Origin of the sequence: Acinetobacter sp. ANC 3832 (genome assembly GCF_002135415.1) — a bacterium.
Taxonomy (GTDB): Bacteria; Pseudomonadota; Gammaproteobacteria; order Pseudomonadales; family Moraxellaceae; genus Acinetobacter.
In genome coordinates this window covers 167,386-186,311 of sequence record NZ_NEGJ01000007.1, presented here as the reverse complement: position 1 = coordinate 186,311, position 18,926 = coordinate 167,386, and the positions used below count along the sequence as shown (strand labels likewise).

20 protein-coding genes are annotated in these 18,926 nt (G+C 36.9%); 11 read left to right on the top strand and 9 right to left on the bottom strand.

Annotated features, from left to right (window positions below; genetic code table 11):
* Together B9T35_RS18265 and B9T35_RS11460 are read left to right on the top strand one after the other, a co-directional pair.
* The coding region (locus B9T35_RS18265) for a hypothetical protein (protein ID WP_171264268.1) at nucleotides 1–524 on the top strand (524 nt) is incomplete at its 5' end.
* A gap of 154 nt (nucleotides 525–678) precedes the next feature.
* Complete coding sequence (locus B9T35_RS11460; protein WP_086191243.1) at nucleotides 679–1,431, top strand: cold shock domain-containing protein; 753 nt, start codon at nucleotides 679–681, stop codon at nucleotides 1,429–1,431.
* A gap of 47 nt (nucleotides 1,432–1,478) precedes the next feature.
* Here the strand turns inward: B9T35_RS11460 and gigC are convergent, their stop codons facing one another.
* The gene (gene gigC / locus B9T35_RS11455; RefSeq protein ID WP_086191242.1) at nucleotides 1,479–2,363 is read right to left on the bottom strand and encodes a LysR family transcriptional regulator GigC; all 885 of its coding nucleotides are present in this window, start codon (nucleotides 2,361–2,363) and stop codon (nucleotides 1,479–1,481) included.
* 85 nt (nucleotides 2,364–2,448) lie between these two features.
* Between gigC and B9T35_RS11450 the strand changes: the two genes are divergently transcribed.
* Nucleotides 2,449–3,210, top strand: coding sequence for a ferredoxin--NADP reductase (locus tag B9T35_RS11450; protein ID WP_086191241.1), 762 nt, complete (start codon nucleotides 2,449–2,451; stop codon nucleotides 3,208–3,210).
* A gap of 131 nt (nucleotides 3,211–3,341) precedes the next feature.
* Here B9T35_RS11450 and B9T35_RS11445 read toward each other — a convergent pair whose 3' ends face one another.
* The gene (locus B9T35_RS11445; RefSeq protein ID WP_086191240.1) at nucleotides 3,342–3,764 is read right to left on the bottom strand and encodes a hypothetical protein; all 423 of its coding nucleotides are present in this window, start codon (nucleotides 3,762–3,764) and stop codon (nucleotides 3,342–3,344) included.
* Between the two features lie 159 nt (nucleotides 3,765–3,923).
* On the opposite strand from B9T35_RS11445, the gene B9T35_RS18425 reads away from it, so the two are divergent.
* The 3 genes from B9T35_RS18425 to B9T35_RS11435 all read left to right on the top strand — a co-directional run bounded on the left by B9T35_RS18425 (nucleotide 3,924) and on the right by B9T35_RS11435 (nucleotide 6,245).
* Nucleotides 3,924–4,070, top strand: coding sequence for a hypothetical protein (locus B9T35_RS18425; protein WP_171264267.1), 147 nt, complete (start codon nucleotides 3,924–3,926; stop codon nucleotides 4,068–4,070).
* A gap of 271 nt (nucleotides 4,071–4,341) precedes the next feature.
* Nucleotides 4,342–5,976, top strand: a complete 1,635-nt coding sequence (locus tag B9T35_RS11440) for a mechanosensitive ion channel (RefSeq protein ID WP_086191239.1) — start codon at nucleotides 4,342–4,344, stop codon at nucleotides 5,974–5,976.
* A gap of 80 nt (nucleotides 5,977–6,056) precedes the next feature.
* Complete coding sequence (locus tag B9T35_RS11435) at nucleotides 6,057–6,245, top strand: hypothetical protein (protein WP_086191238.1); 189 nt, start codon at nucleotides 6,057–6,059, stop codon at nucleotides 6,243–6,245.
* A 369-nt stretch (nucleotides 6,246–6,614) separates the two neighbouring features.
* Here the strand turns inward: B9T35_RS11435 and B9T35_RS11430 are convergent, their stop codons facing one another.
* The 5 genes from B9T35_RS11430 to B9T35_RS11410 form a co-directional block, all read right to left on the bottom strand.
* The gene (locus B9T35_RS11430; protein ID WP_086191237.1) at nucleotides 6,615–7,814 is read right to left on the bottom strand and encodes an NAD(P)/FAD-dependent oxidoreductase; all 1,200 of its coding nucleotides are present in this window, start codon (nucleotides 7,812–7,814) and stop codon (nucleotides 6,615–6,617) included.
* A 61-nt stretch (nucleotides 7,815–7,875) separates the two neighbouring features.
* Nucleotides 7,876–8,751 (bottom strand): 1-aminocyclopropane-1-carboxylate deaminase/D-cysteine desulfhydrase, encoded by an 876-nt coding sequence (locus B9T35_RS11425; protein WP_086191236.1) that lies wholly within the window; start codon nucleotides 8,749–8,751, stop codon nucleotides 7,876–7,878.
* A gap of 175 nt (nucleotides 8,752–8,926) precedes the next feature.
* Nucleotides 8,927–10,081 carry an HlyD family secretion protein gene (locus B9T35_RS11420; RefSeq protein ID WP_086191235.1) on the bottom strand — a complete coding sequence of 385 codons (1,155 nt, stop codon included), beginning with the start codon at nucleotides 10,079–10,081 and terminating at the stop codon, nucleotides 8,927–8,929.
* A 68-nt stretch (nucleotides 10,082–10,149) separates the two neighbouring features.
* Nucleotides 10,150–11,802 carry an MFS transporter gene (locus B9T35_RS11415; protein WP_086191234.1) on the bottom strand — a complete coding sequence of 551 codons (1,653 nt, stop codon included), beginning with the start codon at nucleotides 11,800–11,802 and terminating at the stop codon, nucleotides 10,150–10,152.
* Between the two features lie 12 nt (nucleotides 11,803–11,814).
* A complete protein-coding gene (locus B9T35_RS11410) occupies nucleotides 11,815–12,363 on the bottom strand; it encodes a TetR/AcrR family transcriptional regulator (RefSeq protein WP_086191233.1) in 549 nt (182 codons plus the stop codon).
* 191 nt (nucleotides 12,364–12,554) lie between these two features.
* Here B9T35_RS11410 and B9T35_RS11405 point away from each other — a divergent pair, with 191 nt between their 5' ends.
* The 3 genes from B9T35_RS11405 (at nucleotide 12,555) to B9T35_RS11395 (ending at nucleotide 14,416) form a co-directional block, all read left to right on the top strand.
* Nucleotides 12,555–13,217: a D-Ala-D-Ala carboxypeptidase family metallohydrolase gene (locus tag B9T35_RS11405; protein WP_086191232.1), complete on the top strand. Its 663-nt coding sequence runs from the start codon at nucleotides 12,555–12,557 to the stop codon at nucleotides 13,215–13,217.
* A gap of 128 nt (nucleotides 13,218–13,345) precedes the next feature.
* Nucleotides 13,346–14,107 carry a class I SAM-dependent methyltransferase gene (locus tag B9T35_RS11400; protein WP_086191231.1) on the top strand — a complete coding sequence of 254 codons (762 nt, stop codon included), beginning with the start codon at nucleotides 13,346–13,348 and terminating at the stop codon, nucleotides 14,105–14,107.
* Between the two features lie 129 nt (nucleotides 14,108–14,236).
* Nucleotides 14,237–14,416 (top strand): NF038215 family lipoprotein, encoded by a 180-nt coding sequence (locus tag B9T35_RS11395; protein WP_086191230.1) that lies wholly within the window; start codon nucleotides 14,237–14,239, stop codon nucleotides 14,414–14,416.
* A 1-nt stretch (nucleotide 14,417) separates the two neighbouring features.
* On the opposite strand, the gene B9T35_RS11390 is transcribed toward B9T35_RS11395, so the two are convergent.
* On the bottom strand, nucleotides 14,418–14,900 hold the full coding sequence (locus B9T35_RS11390) for a hypothetical protein (RefSeq protein WP_086191229.1): 483 nt from the start codon (nucleotides 14,898–14,900) through the stop codon (nucleotides 14,418–14,420).
* A 134-nt stretch (nucleotides 14,901–15,034) separates the two neighbouring features.
* On the opposite strand from B9T35_RS11390, the gene B9T35_RS11385 reads away from it, so the two are divergent.
* Both B9T35_RS11385 and B9T35_RS11380 read left to right on the top strand, forming a co-directional pair.
* Entirely contained in the window at nucleotides 15,035–15,658 is a 624-nt protein-coding gene (locus tag B9T35_RS11385; protein ID WP_086191228.1) for a LysE family translocator, read from the top strand.
* Between the two features lie 52 nt (nucleotides 15,659–15,710).
* Nucleotides 15,711–16,760 (top strand): hypothetical protein, encoded by a 1,050-nt coding sequence (locus tag B9T35_RS11380; RefSeq protein ID WP_086191227.1) that lies wholly within the window; start codon nucleotides 15,711–15,713, stop codon nucleotides 16,758–16,760.
* Nucleotides 16,761–16,785: 25 nt separating this feature from the next.
* Here the strand turns inward: B9T35_RS11380 and metG are convergent, their stop codons facing one another.
* Nucleotides 16,786–18,846, bottom strand: a complete 2,061-nt coding sequence (metG, locus tag B9T35_RS11375; RefSeq protein ID WP_086191226.1) for a methionine--tRNA ligase — start codon at nucleotides 18,844–18,846, stop codon at nucleotides 16,786–16,788.
* Between the last annotated feature and the right edge of the window lie 80 nt (nucleotides 18,847–18,926).

The window sequence follows — 18,926 nt, the reverse complement described above, 5'->3', positions numbered from 1 at the left end:
CTGTGGAATCTGTGGAATCTGTGGAATCTGTGGAATCTGTGGAATCTGTGGAATCTGTGGAATCTGTGGAATCTGTGGAATCTGTGGAATCTGTGGAATCTGTGGAATCTGTGGAATCTGTGGAATCTGTGGAATCTGTGGAATCTGTGGAATCTGTGGAATCTGTGGAATCTGTGGAATCTAAAATCAATCAGATTCTTCCACATCTGAATTCAGTTGTAAGCACTCCAAAGAAAGAAAAGCCGATAAAAGAAACGCAGGATTGGAGGTTAAGCCCTTGGTATTTGAGTTTAAGAACAAGGTTTGCATATCGTAAGCATCAAATCGTTGTAGAGGAAAAGCCGAAAGTTGAAATCAGCCTTTGGTTCTTTATTGGTGGAGCTGTGGTTATTCTGAGCTTTTTCGCAGTGAAGTATGGGTATGAACGATATCAAAAGTATCAAATACAGCAAGATGCCAAATTACAGCAATATATGCGTGAGCAAAAACAAGAAAATAGCCGAGTAAAAAAAGAACATCATTAAGGTGGAATGAATGTTCACATCAATATAAAAGCTAATTTATATCAGAATTATAAAGTTTAAGTGAAATTCAGCACGAAAAAAAAGAGACATCTATTTTATTTTTGATTATTTTTAGGCTAAGGTAGTGAAAACTAAAGCATATATTGGAAATAAAATGTATAACCTTGGAGCGGTGAAAGAATATAGCGCTGAAAAAGGCTATGGTTTTGTTTCAAATCAAGATTCACATCAGAATATATTTTTCCATATTTCAGATTTTCCTAAAGAAGGTGGTGAGCCTAAAATTGGTGAAAATTTAAAGTATTTAATTGTGGAAGAAGAGGGAAAGTTTAAAGCGAATCAGATTACTCGCTTGGATGTTGCGATTAGCAATAAACTTGCACAAAGGAAAATTGCTCAAACTGAGCCGAAAAAAATACAATATAAAAAAGAGAAAATTAAAAAATCGAAGATTGTGATTCCAATATTACTGATACTTGGATTATTCGCATTGTTTGGCTCATGGATTGCTTGGGGTAAGTATCAAGTCTATAAAACTGAGCAAACGCAAAAGTTAGAACTTTATAAGCAACAACAGCAAAAAATTGTTGATCAACAACGCAAAGATGTCGGTACGCTTAAACCTATTTATTTTACTGAAAAGTCTGAACGTGCATTGAATGATGAGAGTTCAAAAAAGCAGCCTGAAGCTATAGTGATCAAAGAAGAAAGAAAAGGGGAATCCAATACAATATCAGCGAATCAAACAGCTAAGTCAGTACAAGCTAAGTTTAGCTGTGATGGGCGGACACATTGTAGTCAAATGCGTTCTTATGAAGAAGCTGTATTTTTTATTCGAAATTGTCCAAATACGAAAATGGACGGGAATAATGATGGGCGACCATGTGAGCGACAATTTGGTAAGTAATGCAAAAGGCTCCTAATACAGGAGCCTTTGTTTATTCAATAAAATTATTAATTCTTAGGATCACAAAATTTCATAAATGCTTTAAGCCCAGGCCCTTGATATTTTTGACGATGCACAAGCATGTATAAAGGACGAGTCAATTGCCAAAATGGTGTATTTAGAATCACCAATTGACCTTTTTCAAGTAAAGGCTCAATCGCAAGTTTAGAAATGCATGACATCCCTAAGCCACCTGCAACAATTTTTAAAATTGCTTCATTATGACCCAGTGTTAAACGAATATTAGCATCAGGTAAATCTTTTAAAATTGCATTATCAAAGACTTCACGTGTTCCTGAACCTTCTTCACGTAAAATCCATTCAACATGGTGGAAATCATTGGCAGTTAAAGCACGTTCAAAGAGCGCCAAAGGGTGGTTCGGTGAACAACAAACGGCAAGTTCATCATCACGCCATTGAATGCATTGTAATTGTGGTAAATGGCATGAGCCTTCTATTAATGCTAAATCAAGTTGAAATTGATTCACAGCTTCAATCATTTGGCGAGTATTGCCCACTTGTAATTGAAGATGTGCTTGCGGTTGAGCTTGTAAGAAATCTGCCATTAAATCTGGCATTAAATAGTCGCTAATGGTTAATGTCGCACCAATGCGTAAATCGATACTTTGTAGCTCACCTTTAGCCGCTTGTTCAAAAGCATCACAACGACCTAAAATTTCCAGTGCTTGTGGCAACAAGAAACGACCTAAATCATTCAGCTGTAAACGCTTACCTAAACGGTCAAATAAAGGTGCTCCGAGACCATCTTCTAAATCCGCTAAAGCCATACTTGCAGCACTTTGCGTAAGTCTGACAGCATCACTAGCTTTAGTAACAGTACCTTCTTGAGCGACTGCTACAAAAACAGCCAACTGGCGTAAAGTCATGCGCATGAATATAGCCTTAACATTTAAAAAATATTAATAAATAATAATCTCATGCTACCATGAGGAGTATCTTTCATGCCACGTAGAAATCATGTCAATTGAAAAATTTAGCGTAGAAAAAGTCTTATCTGTGCAACGTTGGACCAATACTTTGTTTAGTTTTACCATGACGCGACCTGCGCATTTTAAATTTACAGCAGGGCAATTTGCGCGTATTGGGCTCAAAGTGGGTGATGACTTGGTGGTTCGAGCTTATTCTGTGGTGTCATCACCTTTCGATGAAACGCTTGAATTTTTCTCTATTGTGGTTCCAGAGGGTGCTTTTACTTCAAATTTACAGCATCTACAAATTGGTGATGAACTGTATTTAGAGAAAATTCCATACGGATTTTTAACCTTAGCGCGTTATCAATTACCTTTACCACAAAATTTATGGTTATTGGCAACAGGCACAGGTTTAGCTCCATTTATTTCGATGTTACAAGACTTTGAAACATGGTCGAAATATAAAAATATTAATCTAGTTTATAGTGTTCGAACTGAATCTGAATTGGCTTATGTTGAGCGTATTGCTGAAATTGCAGAAAGTTTTGGTGAAGGACATACAGGTTTTAAATTTATTCCAATCGTCACACGTGATCCACATGCTATTTTACATGATCGTTTACCCATTCTGATTGAAAATGGCGAGCTAGAAAAAGTAGCAGGTTTGGACTTTAATCCTGAAACGACGCATGTGATGCTCTGCGGAAATCCACAAATGGTGGATGATACCAAAGATGCACTCAAAGCGAAGGGATTGACCATGAATCGTCGTGGCGAAGGTAATATTGCAGTCGAAAATTATTGGTAATTTAAATTTGATCGTAATTGGATTATGTTAAATCTATGGAAGATTAACGATAAAATCTTCCAAATGATTTTTGATCTTTAAAATAATGTGATGTTTAAATAAAGTTTTAGTTGGCGTTAAATCGCGAAATTTTAATGCACGAACATATCCATAAATTCGCGTAGTTCTTGAATTGCTGTTTCACAATCTGTTGTGAGCCAAGTCGGTTCAAAAATCCCTGCGTAATGCTCTAAACGATCAGCAGGAACAACCAGACGAATAGGACAATCTTCTTCCAATAAACGCCAAGGAATAATCGGCACTTCATTGTCTAAGAAAGGTACAACATTTCGAATGTCGATCACCATTGCATTAATGCATTCTGGAAAAGGCATAACCGAAAATTCTTCTGTACGACGACGGAAGTATTCCAAATCGCCCCATTTAAAGACATAGCTTGGTTTATTGAATTCAATAATCCCAATCAGATGTTCATCACGTGTTGTATGCAAAAAACATTGTTGAGTGACATCTGTGTCTAAATCAAGTAAGACACTTTGCCGTGAATATGCCATATCTATGAGAGTCAAAAAATAGGGACAGCATTATAGCTCATTTTCAAGGCAGGCAATGTAATTTCAATATGCTTACTTTCAATAAAAATATTTTACACAAAACAACAGAATAGCTTGCTAGTATGAAATTTCACCAATAAGAATTGAGAGAGGGGAATTATGCAACATGATTTCAATAAACCATCTCATGTAACCAGCGTAGAAGAAGTGAACCAAAAGAAACGCTTACCTGTGTATATGCTTATTCTTGTGGGGCTTTTCTTGCTTAGCTTATTCGTTTACATGTTGGCAGATTGGGTAAAATAATCATTTATCTCTAAATTGAAGAATAGATTATTCAAGTACCTAATCAACTCATCGTTATTACAATCAATCATTAAAACTCTAGTTCTATTTTAATTAATAGCTGGAGTTTTTTGCAATCTAGACAAATGATACAGAAAACTTTTGTTGTATTTATGCTGTGGGCTCTTGAATAAAAAACACCCAATTTATAAGGTCGTAGTTGAAGAATAAAAGTTTCATGAATAACGAAGAAAATTTTAATGTCATGCCAATATAACAAGAGGAAAAGACGATGAATGAATGGTTTACAGGAGGTCCTCGGGGAGGGGTTGATGCCATGTATTATTGGGATCAATTCCATCCGATTATTGCTGCTGTTGTAATATTATTAGTAGGTTGGATCATTGCCTTAATGATTGCAGCAGGTATAAAAAAACTTCTTCAAAGGGTGAATACCAATCATAAGCTTTCCAATGCGGCTGGGCATCCAGTGGCAGAGGCATCACCAGATTATGAATCGATCATTTCCAAATTTGTGTTTTGGTTCATTTTGATTATTGCCATAATTGCAGCTTTAAATGTCTTAAATATCAGCAGTGTCAGTGGTCCATTTAGTGACATGATTGCTCAATTCCTTATTTTTGTTCCCAGTATTATTGCTGCGGTTATCGTCGGTTTTATTGGTTGGATTGTTGCCCGATTAGTTCGTGCAGGACTGACTGGCGTATTGGCAAAAACACAATTGGATGAAAAACTTAGTTCTGAAGTAGGTGTGAGCCCAATCAGTCATAATATTGCCGATATTGTGTATTGGTTAATTTTGTTATTATTTTTACCGATTGTTTTATCTATTCTAGGTTTACAAGGGCTTTTACTTCCTGTACAGAATATGATGAGTGAAGTGATCTCATATATTCCAAATCTGTTTATTGCAGGTGTGATTGTTTTTGTTGGATATATTCTTGCAAAAATTGTACGAGGTATTGTTGAAGGCTTAACCAATAGCTTGAATTTACAGATACAAGCAGAAAAAATAGGACTCTTTAAAAACAGTAGTGTATCGCGTCTATTAGGTTCTTTCGTTTTTGCGATTGTGATGATTACCGCTTTAATCATTGCTTTTGAAGCACTCGGTATTCAAGCAATTTCTCAACCTGCAACAGCGATGCTTGCTGAAATTATGAATGCAATTCCGCATATTATTGCTGCGGGTCTGATTCTGATTGTGGCTTATGTGGTCTCACGCTTTGTTGCGAAGTTGGTCGCAGAGGTGCTTGCTGGAACAGGTATTGATGAGATTCCTGCAAAATTGGATGTCCAACGCTTTTTAGGTGATACCAAAGTTTCATGTGTGATTGGTTATCTGATTGTATTTTTCACCATGTTGTTTGCTGTATCTGAAGCTGCAAATCGACTTGGCTTTGAGCAAATCAGTGGCTTAATTGCCATGTTTATTCAATTCGGTGCCAATATTTTACTGGGTGCTGTCATCCTCGTGATTGGTTTCTGGTTGGCCAATATTGTCGCGAATGTTGTACAACGAGGTGAATATAACAGTTCACGTTGGTTAGGTAATTTAGTACGTATCTTAATCATGGGTTTAGTCATTGCCATGGGTTTAAAAGCCATGGGCATTGCAGACTCTATTGTGAATCTCGCTTTTGGTTTAACTTTAGGTTCTGTCGCAGTCGCATTTGCACTTGCCTTTGGTTTAGGTGGTCGCCAACCTGCTGAACGTGTCTTGACTGATTTAATTGATAAAGCCAAAAAGGATGCGAATCAACCGAATCCTTTAGCTTCATCTCATTCCAGTGTGAATACAGTCAATTCATCAACTGAACCGACAGCACCTTATGCACCAACGGTCAGATTTAAAAATGAGCATCAAAATCCTGATATTCCACCTGATCAAAATGACCCGAAATAACCTGTAATTTTTATGAAAGATCGCTCAGTCTATAGCTGAACGATCTTTTTTATTTTTAATTTTTTTTGAGGAGAAATATCATGTCGCAGAAGAAACCTAATAAATTTATAGCACCGATTGTGATAGCAGGGGTTACTGTCGGTTTTTTAGCGAGTGCTTATAAGTTCGTATTTGCCAAACCAAAATCGAAAGATAAACAGAAGTATGGACAGCAAACTACTTCGCAGAATGAAGATAAAAATGATGCAGATCAGTCCAAACATGATTGAATAGAAAAATATGATCAACGCTATTTCATAGAGTACGATCATAGATATCTTGTAATTAAGTATTAACAACTTCTTTATTTGAATCCTTAAGGGAAAAATAAAAAGGTGATACGCAAAGAGCCAAATATTTAAACTTTAATTTCAATTGTTTCTATTTTACTGATTGGGATATTTGAGAAAAAAGGGGATTTGAATGTGAAGAAGACTAAAAGGAAGCGACTTAATCATTTTGTGACTTAACTCAGTCAATTTGGTATTAATACAGAAATACAGAAGGGTCTGAGACATAGAAGAGATTGCATCAGACCACTGTATATATAGTAAGCTATTTCATTTGTTTAAACAGCCAACTTAGAATATGCGTTGAGTTTAAACATACTGCGATGCGGCATGTGCAGACGCCCATGACCATTGAAAGTTATAACCACCTAAATGACCAGATACATCTAAGACTTCACCAATAAAAAATAAGCCTTTCTGTTTTTTACTTTCCATGGTTTTAGATGAAACTTCGGTAGTATCAACACCACCAAGGGTTACTTCCGCAGTTCGGTAACCTTCAGTTCCAGAAGGTTTAACCTCAAAAGCATGTAAACGATTGGCGATGAATTCCAATTTATCATCACTGATATTACCAATTGCAGTTTCGGCAACATCTAACCAAATCAGCGTTTGTAATTCAAGTACGACACTTTTAGGTAAATGCTCAATCAATAATGTTCTGAGTAGGACTTTCACTTGGCTGTGTTTTTTAGATTTAAAAAACTCATGTAAATCTAAAGTAGGTAGGAAATTAATTTTAAAGCTTTGCCCAACATCCCAATAATTAGAAAGTTGCAATGAGCTTGGACCACTTAAACCACGATGGGTAAAGAGTAAAGCTTCTGTAAAGGCATTTAATTCATTAGATAGTGTTGCTTCAACTGCATTACCACTTAAACGTGTGGTGACTTCTTTAAACTGATCGGAAAAAGTAAAAGGAACTAAACCTGCACGTGTGGCATGTAAATGATGACCGAATTGCTTGGCTATGTCGTATCCAATACCTGAACCACCTAAAGTTGGAATAGACAATCCACCCGATGCAACCACCACAGATTCAGCTTTGAAGTTACCTTGCGTTGTATTGATTTGAAAGCCATTGTCTTCAATAGAGGTGACACTTTTCACTTCACAACTGCTTTTAATATCAACCAAACCAGTTTTTTCACATTCATTGAGCAACATGGCTAAAATTTCTTTAGAACCATTTAAAGTGAAAAGTTGTCCATGCTTACGTTCTTCATAAGCAATGCCATATTCACAAACCAAACCAATGAAATCCCAGTTGGTATAACGGGTGAGTGCGGAAATCACAAAATGTGGGTTATGCGAAATGAAGTGTTCAGGTTCGACATCTAAATTGGTGAAATTACATTTACCACCACCAGACATCAGAATTTTTTTACCAATTTTATTGGCTTTCTCCACAACCAGTACTTTACGTCCACGCGCAGCAGCTTTAGCAGCGAGCATTAAACCTGAGGCACCAGCGCCAAGCACAATGACATCGTATTGATTGGTAGACATAACATACTCAAGGGGAGATAAAAGCAGGGCATTATAGACAATTATGCGCTGATTTTCAGGTTTATTCAGTGATTGAATTACGACCTTGTAATCCACCAGAATGAATCACCAATATTTTACTCTTTGCAGGGAAATAGTTTTTTTGAATCAAATCAAAAATACCAAACAGCATTTTTCCTGTATAAACTTGTTCCAGTGGAATCTGGTATTGTTGTTCAAAACTTTTCATAAATTGAATTAACACAGGCTGAGTTTTGGCATAGCCACCAAAACAATAATCATCCAAAATTGTCCAGTTGTGTTGAATCGTCCATTCAGCAACTTGTTTATTCAGAAAATCACCCTTTAAAGCAGAAAACCCTAAAACAGACTGATGTGCTGCACAGGCCTGAATCAGCCCTGTTATGGTTCCGCCAGTACCCACAGCGCAACAGATGACATCATAATTTTGCTGATCTTCCTGCGTTAAAATTTCTTTGCATCCCTGAATTGCCAATGCATTTGTTCCACCTTCAGGAATGACATAACTGGCAGGGTAGTCCGCATTCAGTTTATCCAGGAAGTCTGATGTATCTTTGAGTCGGTAGTTCTCACGGGAAACAAAGTGGAGCTGCATACCGAATTGCTCTGCGGTTTTTAATGTTGTATTGAAGGGCTTTTCTTTGAGTTCTTCGCCACGAATAATGCCCACGCTTTGAAATCCAAATTGCTGTGCGGCAAAAGCCGTTGCTGCAATATGGTTGGAATAAGCGCCACCAAAAGTGATGATTTTGTCTAATCCTGATTTTTGCGCTTCTAAAAAATTATATTTGAGTTTAAAAAACTTATTGCCTGAAATTTGAGGATGAACCAAATCCAAACGCTTGATCGTGACTTCTACTGGTGCATTGATCTTGAGTTTTTGATAAGGAATGGATTGAGCAATTTGATCAAACATTTATAAAGCGCCATTCTTACTCGGATATATGTGTATGGGATCATATTGGAAAAATGATCTTTCTCAAAGTTAGGATTAAGTATAAGTAAATATGAAGATGTCTCATAGTGAGATCATTATCCCAAATCACTCAGTTATTCAATCCAGATATTTTGAAAATGAATCAGCTTCTACATTATTGATCAGAACTTGTATCCACTGAAGTTACAACAGACATACCTGGACGTAAGTGATCAATGCCTTTTTGATTCGGATCTATGGCGATACGCACAGAAATCCGTTGTACAACTTTGGTGAAATTTCCTGTTGTATTATCAGGCTTTAATACACTGAACTCAGAACCTGCGGCAGGTGAAATTTCTTCAACTTTTCCTGTGAATTTTTGATGCCCCATTGCATCTACCTTAAATGTTGCCTTTTGCCCAATGTGCATATGGGCGATTTGGGTTTCTTTAAAGTTGGCAGTGACCCATGTTTGTTTTGGAATTAAATACATGAGCTGAGTACCTGCTGCCACATATTGTCCAATACGTGGTGTAACTTCGCCTAATTGACCATCCATAGGTGCGCTGATCACGCTGTAATCTTTGGTGGTGACCGCTTGACCCAGTTGTGCATTGGCATTGGTCACTTGTGCTTTTAAACCTGTTTCAGCCACTTGTGCAGTTTTTAACGCTTCTTGTGCAACCAGTACATTGGCTTGTGCCTGTTTGAGTAAGGCTGAATTATTCTTTGCATCTGCGGCAGCTTTGTCTTGCTCTGTTTTAGAGGCAGCACCACTATTGCCAAGTTGTTGATAACGATTAAGTTGAGCGATGGACAGGTCATAGGCTGCCTGTGCCTGATCAACTTTAGCTTTGGCAGCAATAATATCGGCTTTGCGTTGTTCTATAGCTTGAGCTTGATTGGCTAAATTATTTTTGGCTTGATCTACACCCGATTCAGCTTGAGTTACTTTTTGATCATAGGTGGTCGCATCAATATGCATCAATGCTTGCCCTTTTTTGACATGATCAAAATCAATAGCTAATACATCTTTAACATAACCATTAATTTGAGATGAAAGTACGGTGGTTTTGCCTTTGACATAACTATTGTCTGTCGATTCAATCGCATTATCAAACGGACCAATTTTCCAAGCCCACATAATTACAGCAATACCGATCAGCAATACCAAAGCCATCAATACCAAAGTACGCTTCGCTGTTGGAATTAATTTACTTGAAGGTGGCGGAGCGAGAGGTGCAGGACTGCTCATCTGTGTTTGAGGCTGTGCAGTTTCAGATGGAGCATTTGCGGATACATCTGTAGTATTTTGATCTTGCGACATGTCGTTTTTCTCAAAGAATGCTGAATAACGGTAACCTAATTTTATTGTCTAAATAACACTCAAAGATTTTAAGAGGTATTTGCACTGAGTTGCTGTTTTCGCAACAAATATTTACTTCTTGTGATATTCAATGCACCCCAGATTAATAACAAAACAGCAAAAACACCATTGAGCGCAATCACATCGTTATAGGCTTGAACTTGAGCTTCACGTGTGACGACCTGATTTAAATTACGCACTGCCTGATTTTGTTGCAAAGCTGGGTCTAATGTATATTTACTCGAACTTTGTTGATACGTCGCTAAACGTTGTGCAACCAATGGGTCTGTTTGGGGTAAATCACTGATAATTTCGACCCGATGATATTGGGTACGAACTTGTTGATAAGTGGAAAAGAAAGAACTTCCAATTAAGCCCCCAAAGCTTTGTGTCGCAGAAAATAGCACCACAAAGGTGACCATATGCGATGGTCCTTTTTGTAAGGCATTGATAATCCCAGTTAAAAGGAGTGGGCCAATAAACATACCACTGGCAAAACCGACTAGAAACTGACTGGTATAAAAATTGGCAGGGCGCACATCACTGGTGAGATGGTAATCCAATGCACAGGCTATCAGAATCAAGATTTCAGCACCAATTAAATGCCAAATAATCCGTTCTTTTGCAAAGGTCATGGCACTAAAAATTGTTCCTGAAACAATGCCAAGAAAAATCACAATATAGAGCGATACAAATTGGTCAGGTCCCATACCCATCGCTTTTAAGAAATTGACAGCCGCATAGCTTTGCTCTGACATTAAAAAGCGAATGGCTAAAGCACCAATAATAAAACGAAGCGTACTTGATGCACCCAGCCATCGCGTCATGATCAGTGGATTGACCCGAAAATGTTCATACGTCAGACCGATCACAATCAAAGAAAAGCCAGCAATCAAAATATAAGCTAACCATTTGGCTTCAAACCACCACAGAATTGGGCCTTGAGTGAGCACAATACAAATAAAAGCAAAGCCGGGTGCTAATAATGCAAAAGTGAAAAAGTCCTGCTTTTCAAAAACCTCAATTCTTAAACTGCGAGGGAGTTTTAATGAAACCACCATCGCCAAACAGCACAGGGCTAAACCTAGCTCAAAGGTATAGAGCACCGCCCAATCATTCACATCAACAATGGCAGGAGAAATAATCCACGCCAATGGAATCCCCAATTGCTGAAAACCCAAAGCCAAATAAATGCCACGACCAAAATTCGCCCGTTTAAAGGCTTGCATGATGTAGTACATCCCCAAAGAACTGAGCGGGGCAGCGACTAAACCACTGACAATTCGGACAAAAAGTGCCATTTCAAAGGTATGCACAAAAATATGTAGAATCAGTACAGCAATGAATAAAACCAAACCAATTTCAGAAAATAGGCGAAGCCCATATTGTTGACGTGCTTTAAATAAAATGAGGTTGGAGCTGATATTCGCCATAACATAAGCAGCAGGAATCCATGCTGCTTGACTGGGTGTAAGCGAATATTCACCCTGAATTAAAGGGAGGTTTGCTGTAATAAAACCATTACTTAAACTTCCGCAAATCGCAACAAAGAGCCCAATCACAAAATATAAAATTCGCCGATGAGTTGGATGCGCAATAGCAGCAGGAGAGCCAGGAAGTGTGGGACGTTCCTCGGGTGTCCAGTCTGGAGCAGGTTCTAAAAGGCGCGGATCTTTTGCCATATGTGCTCCAAACTAGGCTTTAATGCCATTGATAAGTAAATCTACAGCACGATTGGCCAATGCCATTTGTTCTTCATCGGTCATACCTTGGAATGAAGCTCTAAGAATTCCTGTGATTAAGGCGTAGTCTTTAGAAGTTAAATCGGCACGGCAAATTTTATGTTCAATGGCTTGATCAATCAGTGGTTGAAGTATTGCATCTCGTTTTTGGTAGATATTGATCATGATCGGATCATGTCGATTAATGACTCGCCAATATTCCATCAATGCTGTAAGTGACGGTAAATTGTGGACATGGTTTTGAATCAGTTGAATCAAGCCATCATTAAACTGTGAAAAATATTGCGCACGTTCTTCTAAGCGCTGTAAAGCCTGTTCCATTAAAGCGACAATCAGCTCGCGTCGATCCTGAAAATTACGATAAAACGTTGCTCGTCCAACTCTGGCTTCATCAATCACCAATTGTAAAGGCGCACGTATACCGTGTTTTCGGAAAATGGTGAGCGCAGCGATCAGTAAATCTTCACGATTCTTGGCTGCCTGTTGTTGGCGTTTAAGCATAGGTTTAGGTGAGGTACAATCTTTTGTATATTTAACGGACATTTTTGTCCGTTGTAAATTGTATGATCTGTGATGTTTTGTAAAGATGGCACGCAGAAGTGTATTTTATGCCTAAAATATGCAAATTAAAAAATGATAATGCAGAATATTTTAAGCATGGCTAAACAATTTAAAAGAATAAGAGTAGTGCAGTGATCAATTTACAATTGAATAATAAGTTACTATTCATAAGCATTGTATGTTTATGCAGTGCGTGTACGCCTAAAAAAGAGCATACCGAAAATCGGAGGGAAGAACCACATAGTGCAAAATTAGAGCAACAATTTCAACAATGGAAAGCGCAACAAAATCAAAATACTTTAAATGAATATCACCAGTTTATTGCGACCAATTTAACCCAAGCACCAAGCTTATTTGCATTGGCTTATAATGGGCATCGGATGCCAAAACAGTGTGAACAGTACCGTTTTGCAATACCACCCAAAAAGTATTGGAATAATATTATCAATAGTTTAAAACTGCTCGAAAAACTCAATAAAGATCAGTATTTTTCACAATATAAAATTACCTCAACTTTTCGTAGCCCAGAAGTCAATGAATGTATCAAAGGGGCGAAAAAGAGTAAGCATCTGTTTAATTATGCTGTCGATTTTCAAGTTTTAGATCAAAATCTTCAAGGGATAAAAGAACAACAATTTACCCAACGAATGTGTCAATTTTGGAAGATTGAAGGTAGAGCTTATCGAATGGGTTTTGGCATTTATGGACACAATAAATTCCATATTGATACCCAAGGATATCGAACATGGGGCTATAACTATAAGACCACTACATCACCGTGTTTAAAAGATTAATATATAAATAAGCATTGGTTTGAATATTTTTAATAACTTAAAGTTATTAATTTAATTAAAATTGATCATTTTTATTTTTGCATGATGTTGCTTATTGTAGATTTATACATCAAGCATAGAGCAAGAATATGAAAAATCAACATGATGTCAATCAACAACAATATCAAAATAAATCAGAAGCCTATTTGAAAAGTACAGTGCATGCACAAGGTATTGAATTTCAAAAAATGCAGGAATTGGTTCAGCAGAATCATTATAAACATATTCTAGATTTAGGTTGTGGCGGAGGGCATGTCAGTTATCAAATTGCTCCTTTTGTTGAACAAGTGATTGCATATGATTTAACGCCTGAAATGGTGCAAGTGGTTGAAGTCGAAGCTCAACGTAAGGGATTGACTCATGTGGTGGGGCATGTGGGTGCAGCAGAGCATTTGGCTTTTGGTGTAGATCATTTTGATTGCATTATCAGCCGTTATTCAGCGCATCATTGGCAGAATGTTGGGCAAGCGATGCAAGAAATTCACCGTGTTTTAACAGCAAAGGGTAAAGTCATTATTTTTGATATTATTGGAAGTTCAAATCCAATATTGGATACTTTTATTCAAAGCATTGAAATGATTCGTGACCCAAGTCATGTACGAGATTATAGCTTACAAGAGTGGATGCGATTTGCTGAATATGCAGGTTTTAAAATTGAAGCCATGGAGAAGCAAAGCTTAGTATTGAATTTCCAAAGTTGGGTTGAGCGCATGCAGACACCGCCTGAAGCCGTAGAAACGATTCGTTATTTGCAAAGTAAAGTGTCAGATGCAGTACGTAATTATTATCAAATTCAAGCGGATGGCACATTCACTAGTGAAGCGATGTATTTGGTATTGTCTAAAATTTAAAAAGCGAATGTATCCGATAGAGCAAGATGATGTTGGTAACATCATCTTGCTCTTTTTTTGAATTATTTGATGGTTTTTTATTCTAAAGTGTTATTCTAAAATGATAAAAATAACGACAGAGGATAGGTCATGAAAAAGCTGTCTATAGGTTTCTATATCGTCATTGCCATGCTGAGTGTAGGGTGTGATAAAAAGCCACCAAACCCAACCAAAACTGAGGTACGTTCTATTCAAATCGCAGGGATGCCTGTATATGAAAAGGATTATAAATTAACCGCACAAAATACTGAATCAGTGAGTCAACCGTAATTTAAGTTAGGTACTCAGGTTTGAGTATTTTTAATTTGTTGATTCTTCGCCATTCCAGCAGTGCACAAAGCATAGACGTTGGAATAATAACCATCCCGACAAAAATAAGTATGGGGAGAATCACTTTAGGTTCTAATAAGCCAATCAGAACCCAGACCATCCAGCTCAAGCCAGCGCAGAATCCATAAAATAAACTCTGTAATAAGGTGAGATTTTCAATTTTATTTTGAATAAACTTTTGAAAAATTAGACCTGTGATATACGTCGGAAAAATTCCGATGCAAAATCCAACAATGAGTGCCAAGACCATCAGTGCAAGCATTGAAAATAGAATAGAGGGTGTGACTAAGCCTGTTAAAAAACGGATAGGTTCAAAGAAAATTAATGGGGAATGTCCAAGGAAAACAAGAATAAATGTGGCGATAAAAGGTCCAAAGCGAAAAAATGAAACGACGTTATAGTGTTGTTGGTCTGGTTGATTCATATCGAATTCTTTTAATATTTTTAGTGATCTGTTTGGAATAGTAAACGTATTTATATTTTTTGAAAACCTATAGGTAATTTTGTGGACTCAGCGTAAAATCAGAGGATAAATTATTCGCATAGATAGGTTCGACTTTGGAATCATTATTGATTATTGGCTCAATTGCTTTGGCGTTAATGCTGGGTGCAATTAGTCCGGGTCCAACTTTTATTTATGTGGCAAAAAATTCGATTGGCATTTCCCGTAAGCATGGTTTATTCACGGCTTTGGGTACGGGTACAGGCGCTGCATTATTTGGCTTTTTAGCTGTGATTGGTTTACAGGCTGTTTTGTTGGCTGTGCCGTCTGCTTATTTGGCTCTAAAAATTTGTGGTGGCTTATATTTACTTTGGCTGGCGTATAAAATTATTAAACATGCCAAAGATCCAATGCAAACCGCAGCAGCGAATGTGAACCCGATGAGTTATGCGCAAGCGTATCGTTTGGGGCTAATCACGCAGTTAAGCAATCCGAAAATTTCGATTATTTTAGCCAGTATTTTTACGGCACTTTTACCGAAAGAAATTCCGACTTATTTTTATGTGGTTTTGCCAATGTTGTGCTTCTTTATTGATGCAGGTTGGTATTCATTGGTGGCTGTTGCGTTGTCTGCGGAGAAGCCACGCCGTGTATATTTGAAGTTTAAGAAGGTATTTGACCGTGTTGCAGGTGGGGTGATGACTTTGTTAGGTTTGAAATTGATTTTTGGGATGAAGTAAATAAATGATTCATTTATATTGTTATATAAAATATTAAATGAGTAAAAGGCTTATGGATGAAAATCAATATTCAGGAAAACCTCTAGCTTATCTTGATCAAAATATTTTAGATTTATTTGTAAAAAAATTTGATGAAGGGCATGTTATATATAATTTTTTTAAAGATAATTATCAAGTAGTCTATTCAGACACAACATTAGGCGAAATTTATAAAGCTTTTATAAACTCTCAAGATGAAAGTAATAGTACAAAATATTTAAAAGTTTTAGAGTGGTTGGAAGCACATCATATCCGAATTGCATGTACCACAAGTTTTGTTTTTCTTAATCATTGCATTATTTCTCCAGTATCAGTGTTTCAATGGTTCGAAAAGTATGTTGAAAATAAAAAGGAGTGGGGTTTTTGGGATAAACATGTTTATGATCAATTTTTATTGAACTATAAGAAAGATAAAAATTTTGATGAAATAAAAAAAGAAGCATTGCTTGCTTATGATAGAAATTTAGAGATTATGAAAAATGCTAATAATGAGTTGCAGGAATTTCCTCAATTTAAAGAGCAGTCAGAAGCTATGTTTAACCAGATAAATGATCAAAAAAAAGAATATGAACAAAGTTTAGATTTTATGCTTTTGCAAATTAAAAAATATTCTGAGAATGATAAAATGTCTGAAATTTTTAGAAATGAAATTGGGATTCAAGCAAAACATTTAAATAATATTACAAAACCAAATGTTATTGAAAAAATATGGAGTTTGTATAAAGAGAAAGAAGGGTATAAAAATTTTAATATTAATGATTTTTGGACCATTACTATTAATGAAAAAATAAATGGTAGAAATCTATATAACTATGAAAAAGTGAGTGTTTTTTATAATATGATGAATTTTATAGGATTTCAACAAGATACAAAAATAGATCAAATTGATGGAGTTCAAAGGTTTATGAGTGATTTTACACATGCGCAAATGGCATCATTTTGTGATTATTTTTTTACTCATGATAAAAAATTAGAGATCAAAACAAATGCTATTTATGAATATTTAGGTGTGCATACAAAATTTGGAAATATTAACTTTATAAATGAAAAAGCTCCTGATTAAAGGAGCTTTTTGTAGAGCTTATAACTTAAGAAACCTTATCACCCGGTTTTGCACCTGTATCAGGTGACATAATGAAGATACCTTCACCATTCCCCGCTGCAAGTACCATCCCGTTCGAAATACCAAAACGCATTTTACGTGGCGCAAGATTGGCCACCAAAACCACCAATTTACTTTTTAAGTCTTCAGGTGCATACGAACCACGAATACCACTAAACACATTACGTGGCTCAGCTTCACCTGCATCTAAAGTCAATTGAAGTAACTTATCCGAACCTTCAACAATTGCAGCGTCAACCACTTGAGCCACACGCAGGTCAACCTTCATAAAGTCTTCAATGCCGATGATTTCTGCTTCACCAATTTTCGGTTCAACTTTAGCAGGAGCAACTTTTTTTTCTTTTTTCTTTTCAACTTTGACAGGTTCAGCGGCAGCAGCCAAAGAATCTTTAGATGCATCGACCATTGCAGCAACTGCTTTCGGATCAACACGTTGCATTAAGGCTTGGAATTGTGCAATTTCATGATCGACTAAAACTGTTTTACCTGATGCAAAATTAAAGCTTTCAAGTTTTAAGAAATCTTGAACTTGAGTAGCCAAAGTTGGTAGTACTGGTGCTAAGTAAACAGCCAATTGACGGAATAAATTGATGCCGACTGAACATACGTCATGAACTTGTTGTTCCTGACCTTCTTGTTTCGCAAGTGCCCACGGTTTTTTCTCATCAATATATTGGTTGGCTTTATCTGCAAGTGCCATAATTTCACGAATTGCAGCAGAGAATTCACGTGCTTCATATGCTTGCGCAATTGAATCACCTGCATCAACAAAGCTTTGCACCAATTCAGGCTCTGCACAACTTGCCGATAGCTTATTGTCAAAACTTGTATTGATGAATTTCGCACAACGGCTGGCAATATTCACGACTTTACCCACCAAGTCAGAATTTACTTTTTGCACAAAATCTTCTAAATTTAAATCAGAATCTTCAACTTTATCTGACAATTTAGACGCAAAGTAATAACGTAAATATTCAGGATTTAAATGATCTAAATAGGTTTCAGCCTTAATGAACGTACCACGAGATTTAGACATTTTCTGACCGTTAACAGTCAAGAAACCATTCACAAATAAACCTGTAGGCGTGCGGTAATTTGCACCTTCCAACATTGCAGGCCAAAATAAAGCGTGGAAATAAACGATGTCTTTACCAATGAAGTGATAGACCTCATTTTTAGAATCTTTTTTCCAATAATCATCAAAGCTTAATTCAGGACGTTTGCTTTTAATATAGTTTTCAAAACTCGACATATAACCAATTGGCGCATCAACCCAAACATAGAAATATTTGTTTGGTGCATCTGGAATTTCAAAACCAAAATACGGTGCATCACGTGAAATATCCCAGTCATTCAAGCCATTTTCAAACCATTCATCCAGTTTGTTAGCAATTGAAACAGGAAGACGACCTTCATCACGTGTCCATTTTTGCAAATATTCAGCAAAATTTGGAAGTTTAAAGAAGTAATGATCAGATGATTTTTCGACAGGTGTTGCACCACTTAAAGTTGAGCGTGGGTTTAACAACTCTGTTGCGTTATAGGTTGTACCGCAAACTTCACAAGCATCACCGTATTGATCTTCAGCTTTACATTTCGGGCATGTGCCTTTAATGAAGCGATCTGACAAAAACATGCTTTTTTCAGGATCGAACAATTGCGTCACAGGGCGAACAGCAATATTGCCTGCTTCACGATTTTTAATATAAATTTCTTCAGAACGGGCTTTGTTTTCATCACTATTGGTTGAATCATAATGATCGAAATTCACACCGAAACCATCAAAATCACGAATATGTTCTTTTTGAACATTGGCAATTTGCGCTTCGGGTGTAATGCCATTGGCTTCAGCACGCAACATGATTGCTGTACCGTGAGCATCGTCCGCACATACATAAGTCACGTTATGTCCCATTGCACGCATGGCACGAACCCAAATATCAGCTTGGATATAACCGAGTAAGTGACCCATATGGATGGGACCATTGGCGTATGGAAGGGCATTGGTGACTAAAATATTTCGCACGGATCTAACTCTCTCGTTCGTCGTTATGCAAAGTGTTGCAAGGTCAATGATTTTACATGACTTGAGAGAATGTTGCACAA

What these genes read in the sequence shown, in the direction of transcription:
- B9T35_RS11460 (WP_086191243.1), top strand. Translation starts at nt 679, where the DNA reads ATGTATAACCTTGGAGCGGTGAAAGAATATAGCGCTGAAAAAGGCTAT.
- gigC (WP_086191242.1), bottom strand. Translation starts at nt 2,363, where the DNA reads ATGCGCATGACTTTACGCCAGTTGGCTGTTTTTGTAGCAGTCGCTCAA.
- B9T35_RS11450 (WP_086191241.1), top strand. Translation starts at nt 2,449, where the DNA reads ATGTCAATTGAAAAATTTAGCGTAGAAAAAGTCTTATCTGTGCAACGT.
- B9T35_RS11445 (WP_086191240.1), bottom strand. Translation starts at nt 3,764, where the DNA reads ATGGCATATTCACGGCAAAGTGTCTTACTTGATTTAGACACAGATGTC.
- B9T35_RS18425 (WP_171264267.1), top strand. Translation starts at nt 3,924, where the DNA reads ATGCAACATGATTTCAATAAACCATCTCATGTAACCAGCGTAGAAGAA.
- B9T35_RS11440 (WP_086191239.1), top strand. Translation starts at nt 4,342, where the DNA reads ATGAATGAATGGTTTACAGGAGGTCCTCGGGGAGGGGTTGATGCCATG.
- B9T35_RS11435 (WP_086191238.1), top strand. Translation starts at nt 6,057, where the DNA reads ATGTCGCAGAAGAAACCTAATAAATTTATAGCACCGATTGTGATAGCA.
- B9T35_RS11430 (WP_086191237.1), bottom strand. Translation starts at nt 7,814, where the DNA reads ATGTCTACCAATCAATACGATGTCATTGTGCTTGGCGCTGGTGCCTCA.
- B9T35_RS11425 (WP_086191236.1), bottom strand. Translation starts at nt 8,751, where the DNA reads ATGTTTGATCAAATTGCTCAATCCATTCCTTATCAAAAACTCAAGATC.
- B9T35_RS11420 (WP_086191235.1), bottom strand. Translation starts at nt 10,081, where the DNA reads ATGTCGCAAGATCAAAATACTACAGATGTATCCGCAAATGCTCCATCT.
- B9T35_RS11415 (WP_086191234.1), bottom strand. Translation starts at nt 11,802, where the DNA reads ATGGCAAAAGATCCGCGCCTTTTAGAACCTGCTCCAGACTGGACACCC.
- B9T35_RS11410 (WP_086191233.1), bottom strand. Translation starts at nt 12,363, where the DNA reads ATGCTTAAACGCCAACAACAGGCAGCCAAGAATCGTGAAGATTTACTG.
- B9T35_RS11400 (WP_086191231.1), top strand. Translation starts at nt 13,346, where the DNA reads ATGAAAAATCAACATGATGTCAATCAACAACAATATCAAAATAAATCA.
- B9T35_RS11395 (WP_086191230.1), top strand. Translation starts at nt 14,237, where the DNA reads ATGAAAAAGCTGTCTATAGGTTTCTATATCGTCATTGCCATGCTGAGT.
- B9T35_RS11390 (WP_086191229.1), bottom strand. Translation starts at nt 14,900, where the DNA reads ATGAATCAACCAGACCAACAACACTATAACGTCGTTTCATTTTTTCGC.
- B9T35_RS11380 (WP_086191227.1), top strand. Translation starts at nt 15,711, where the DNA reads ATGGATGAAAATCAATATTCAGGAAAACCTCTAGCTTATCTTGATCAA.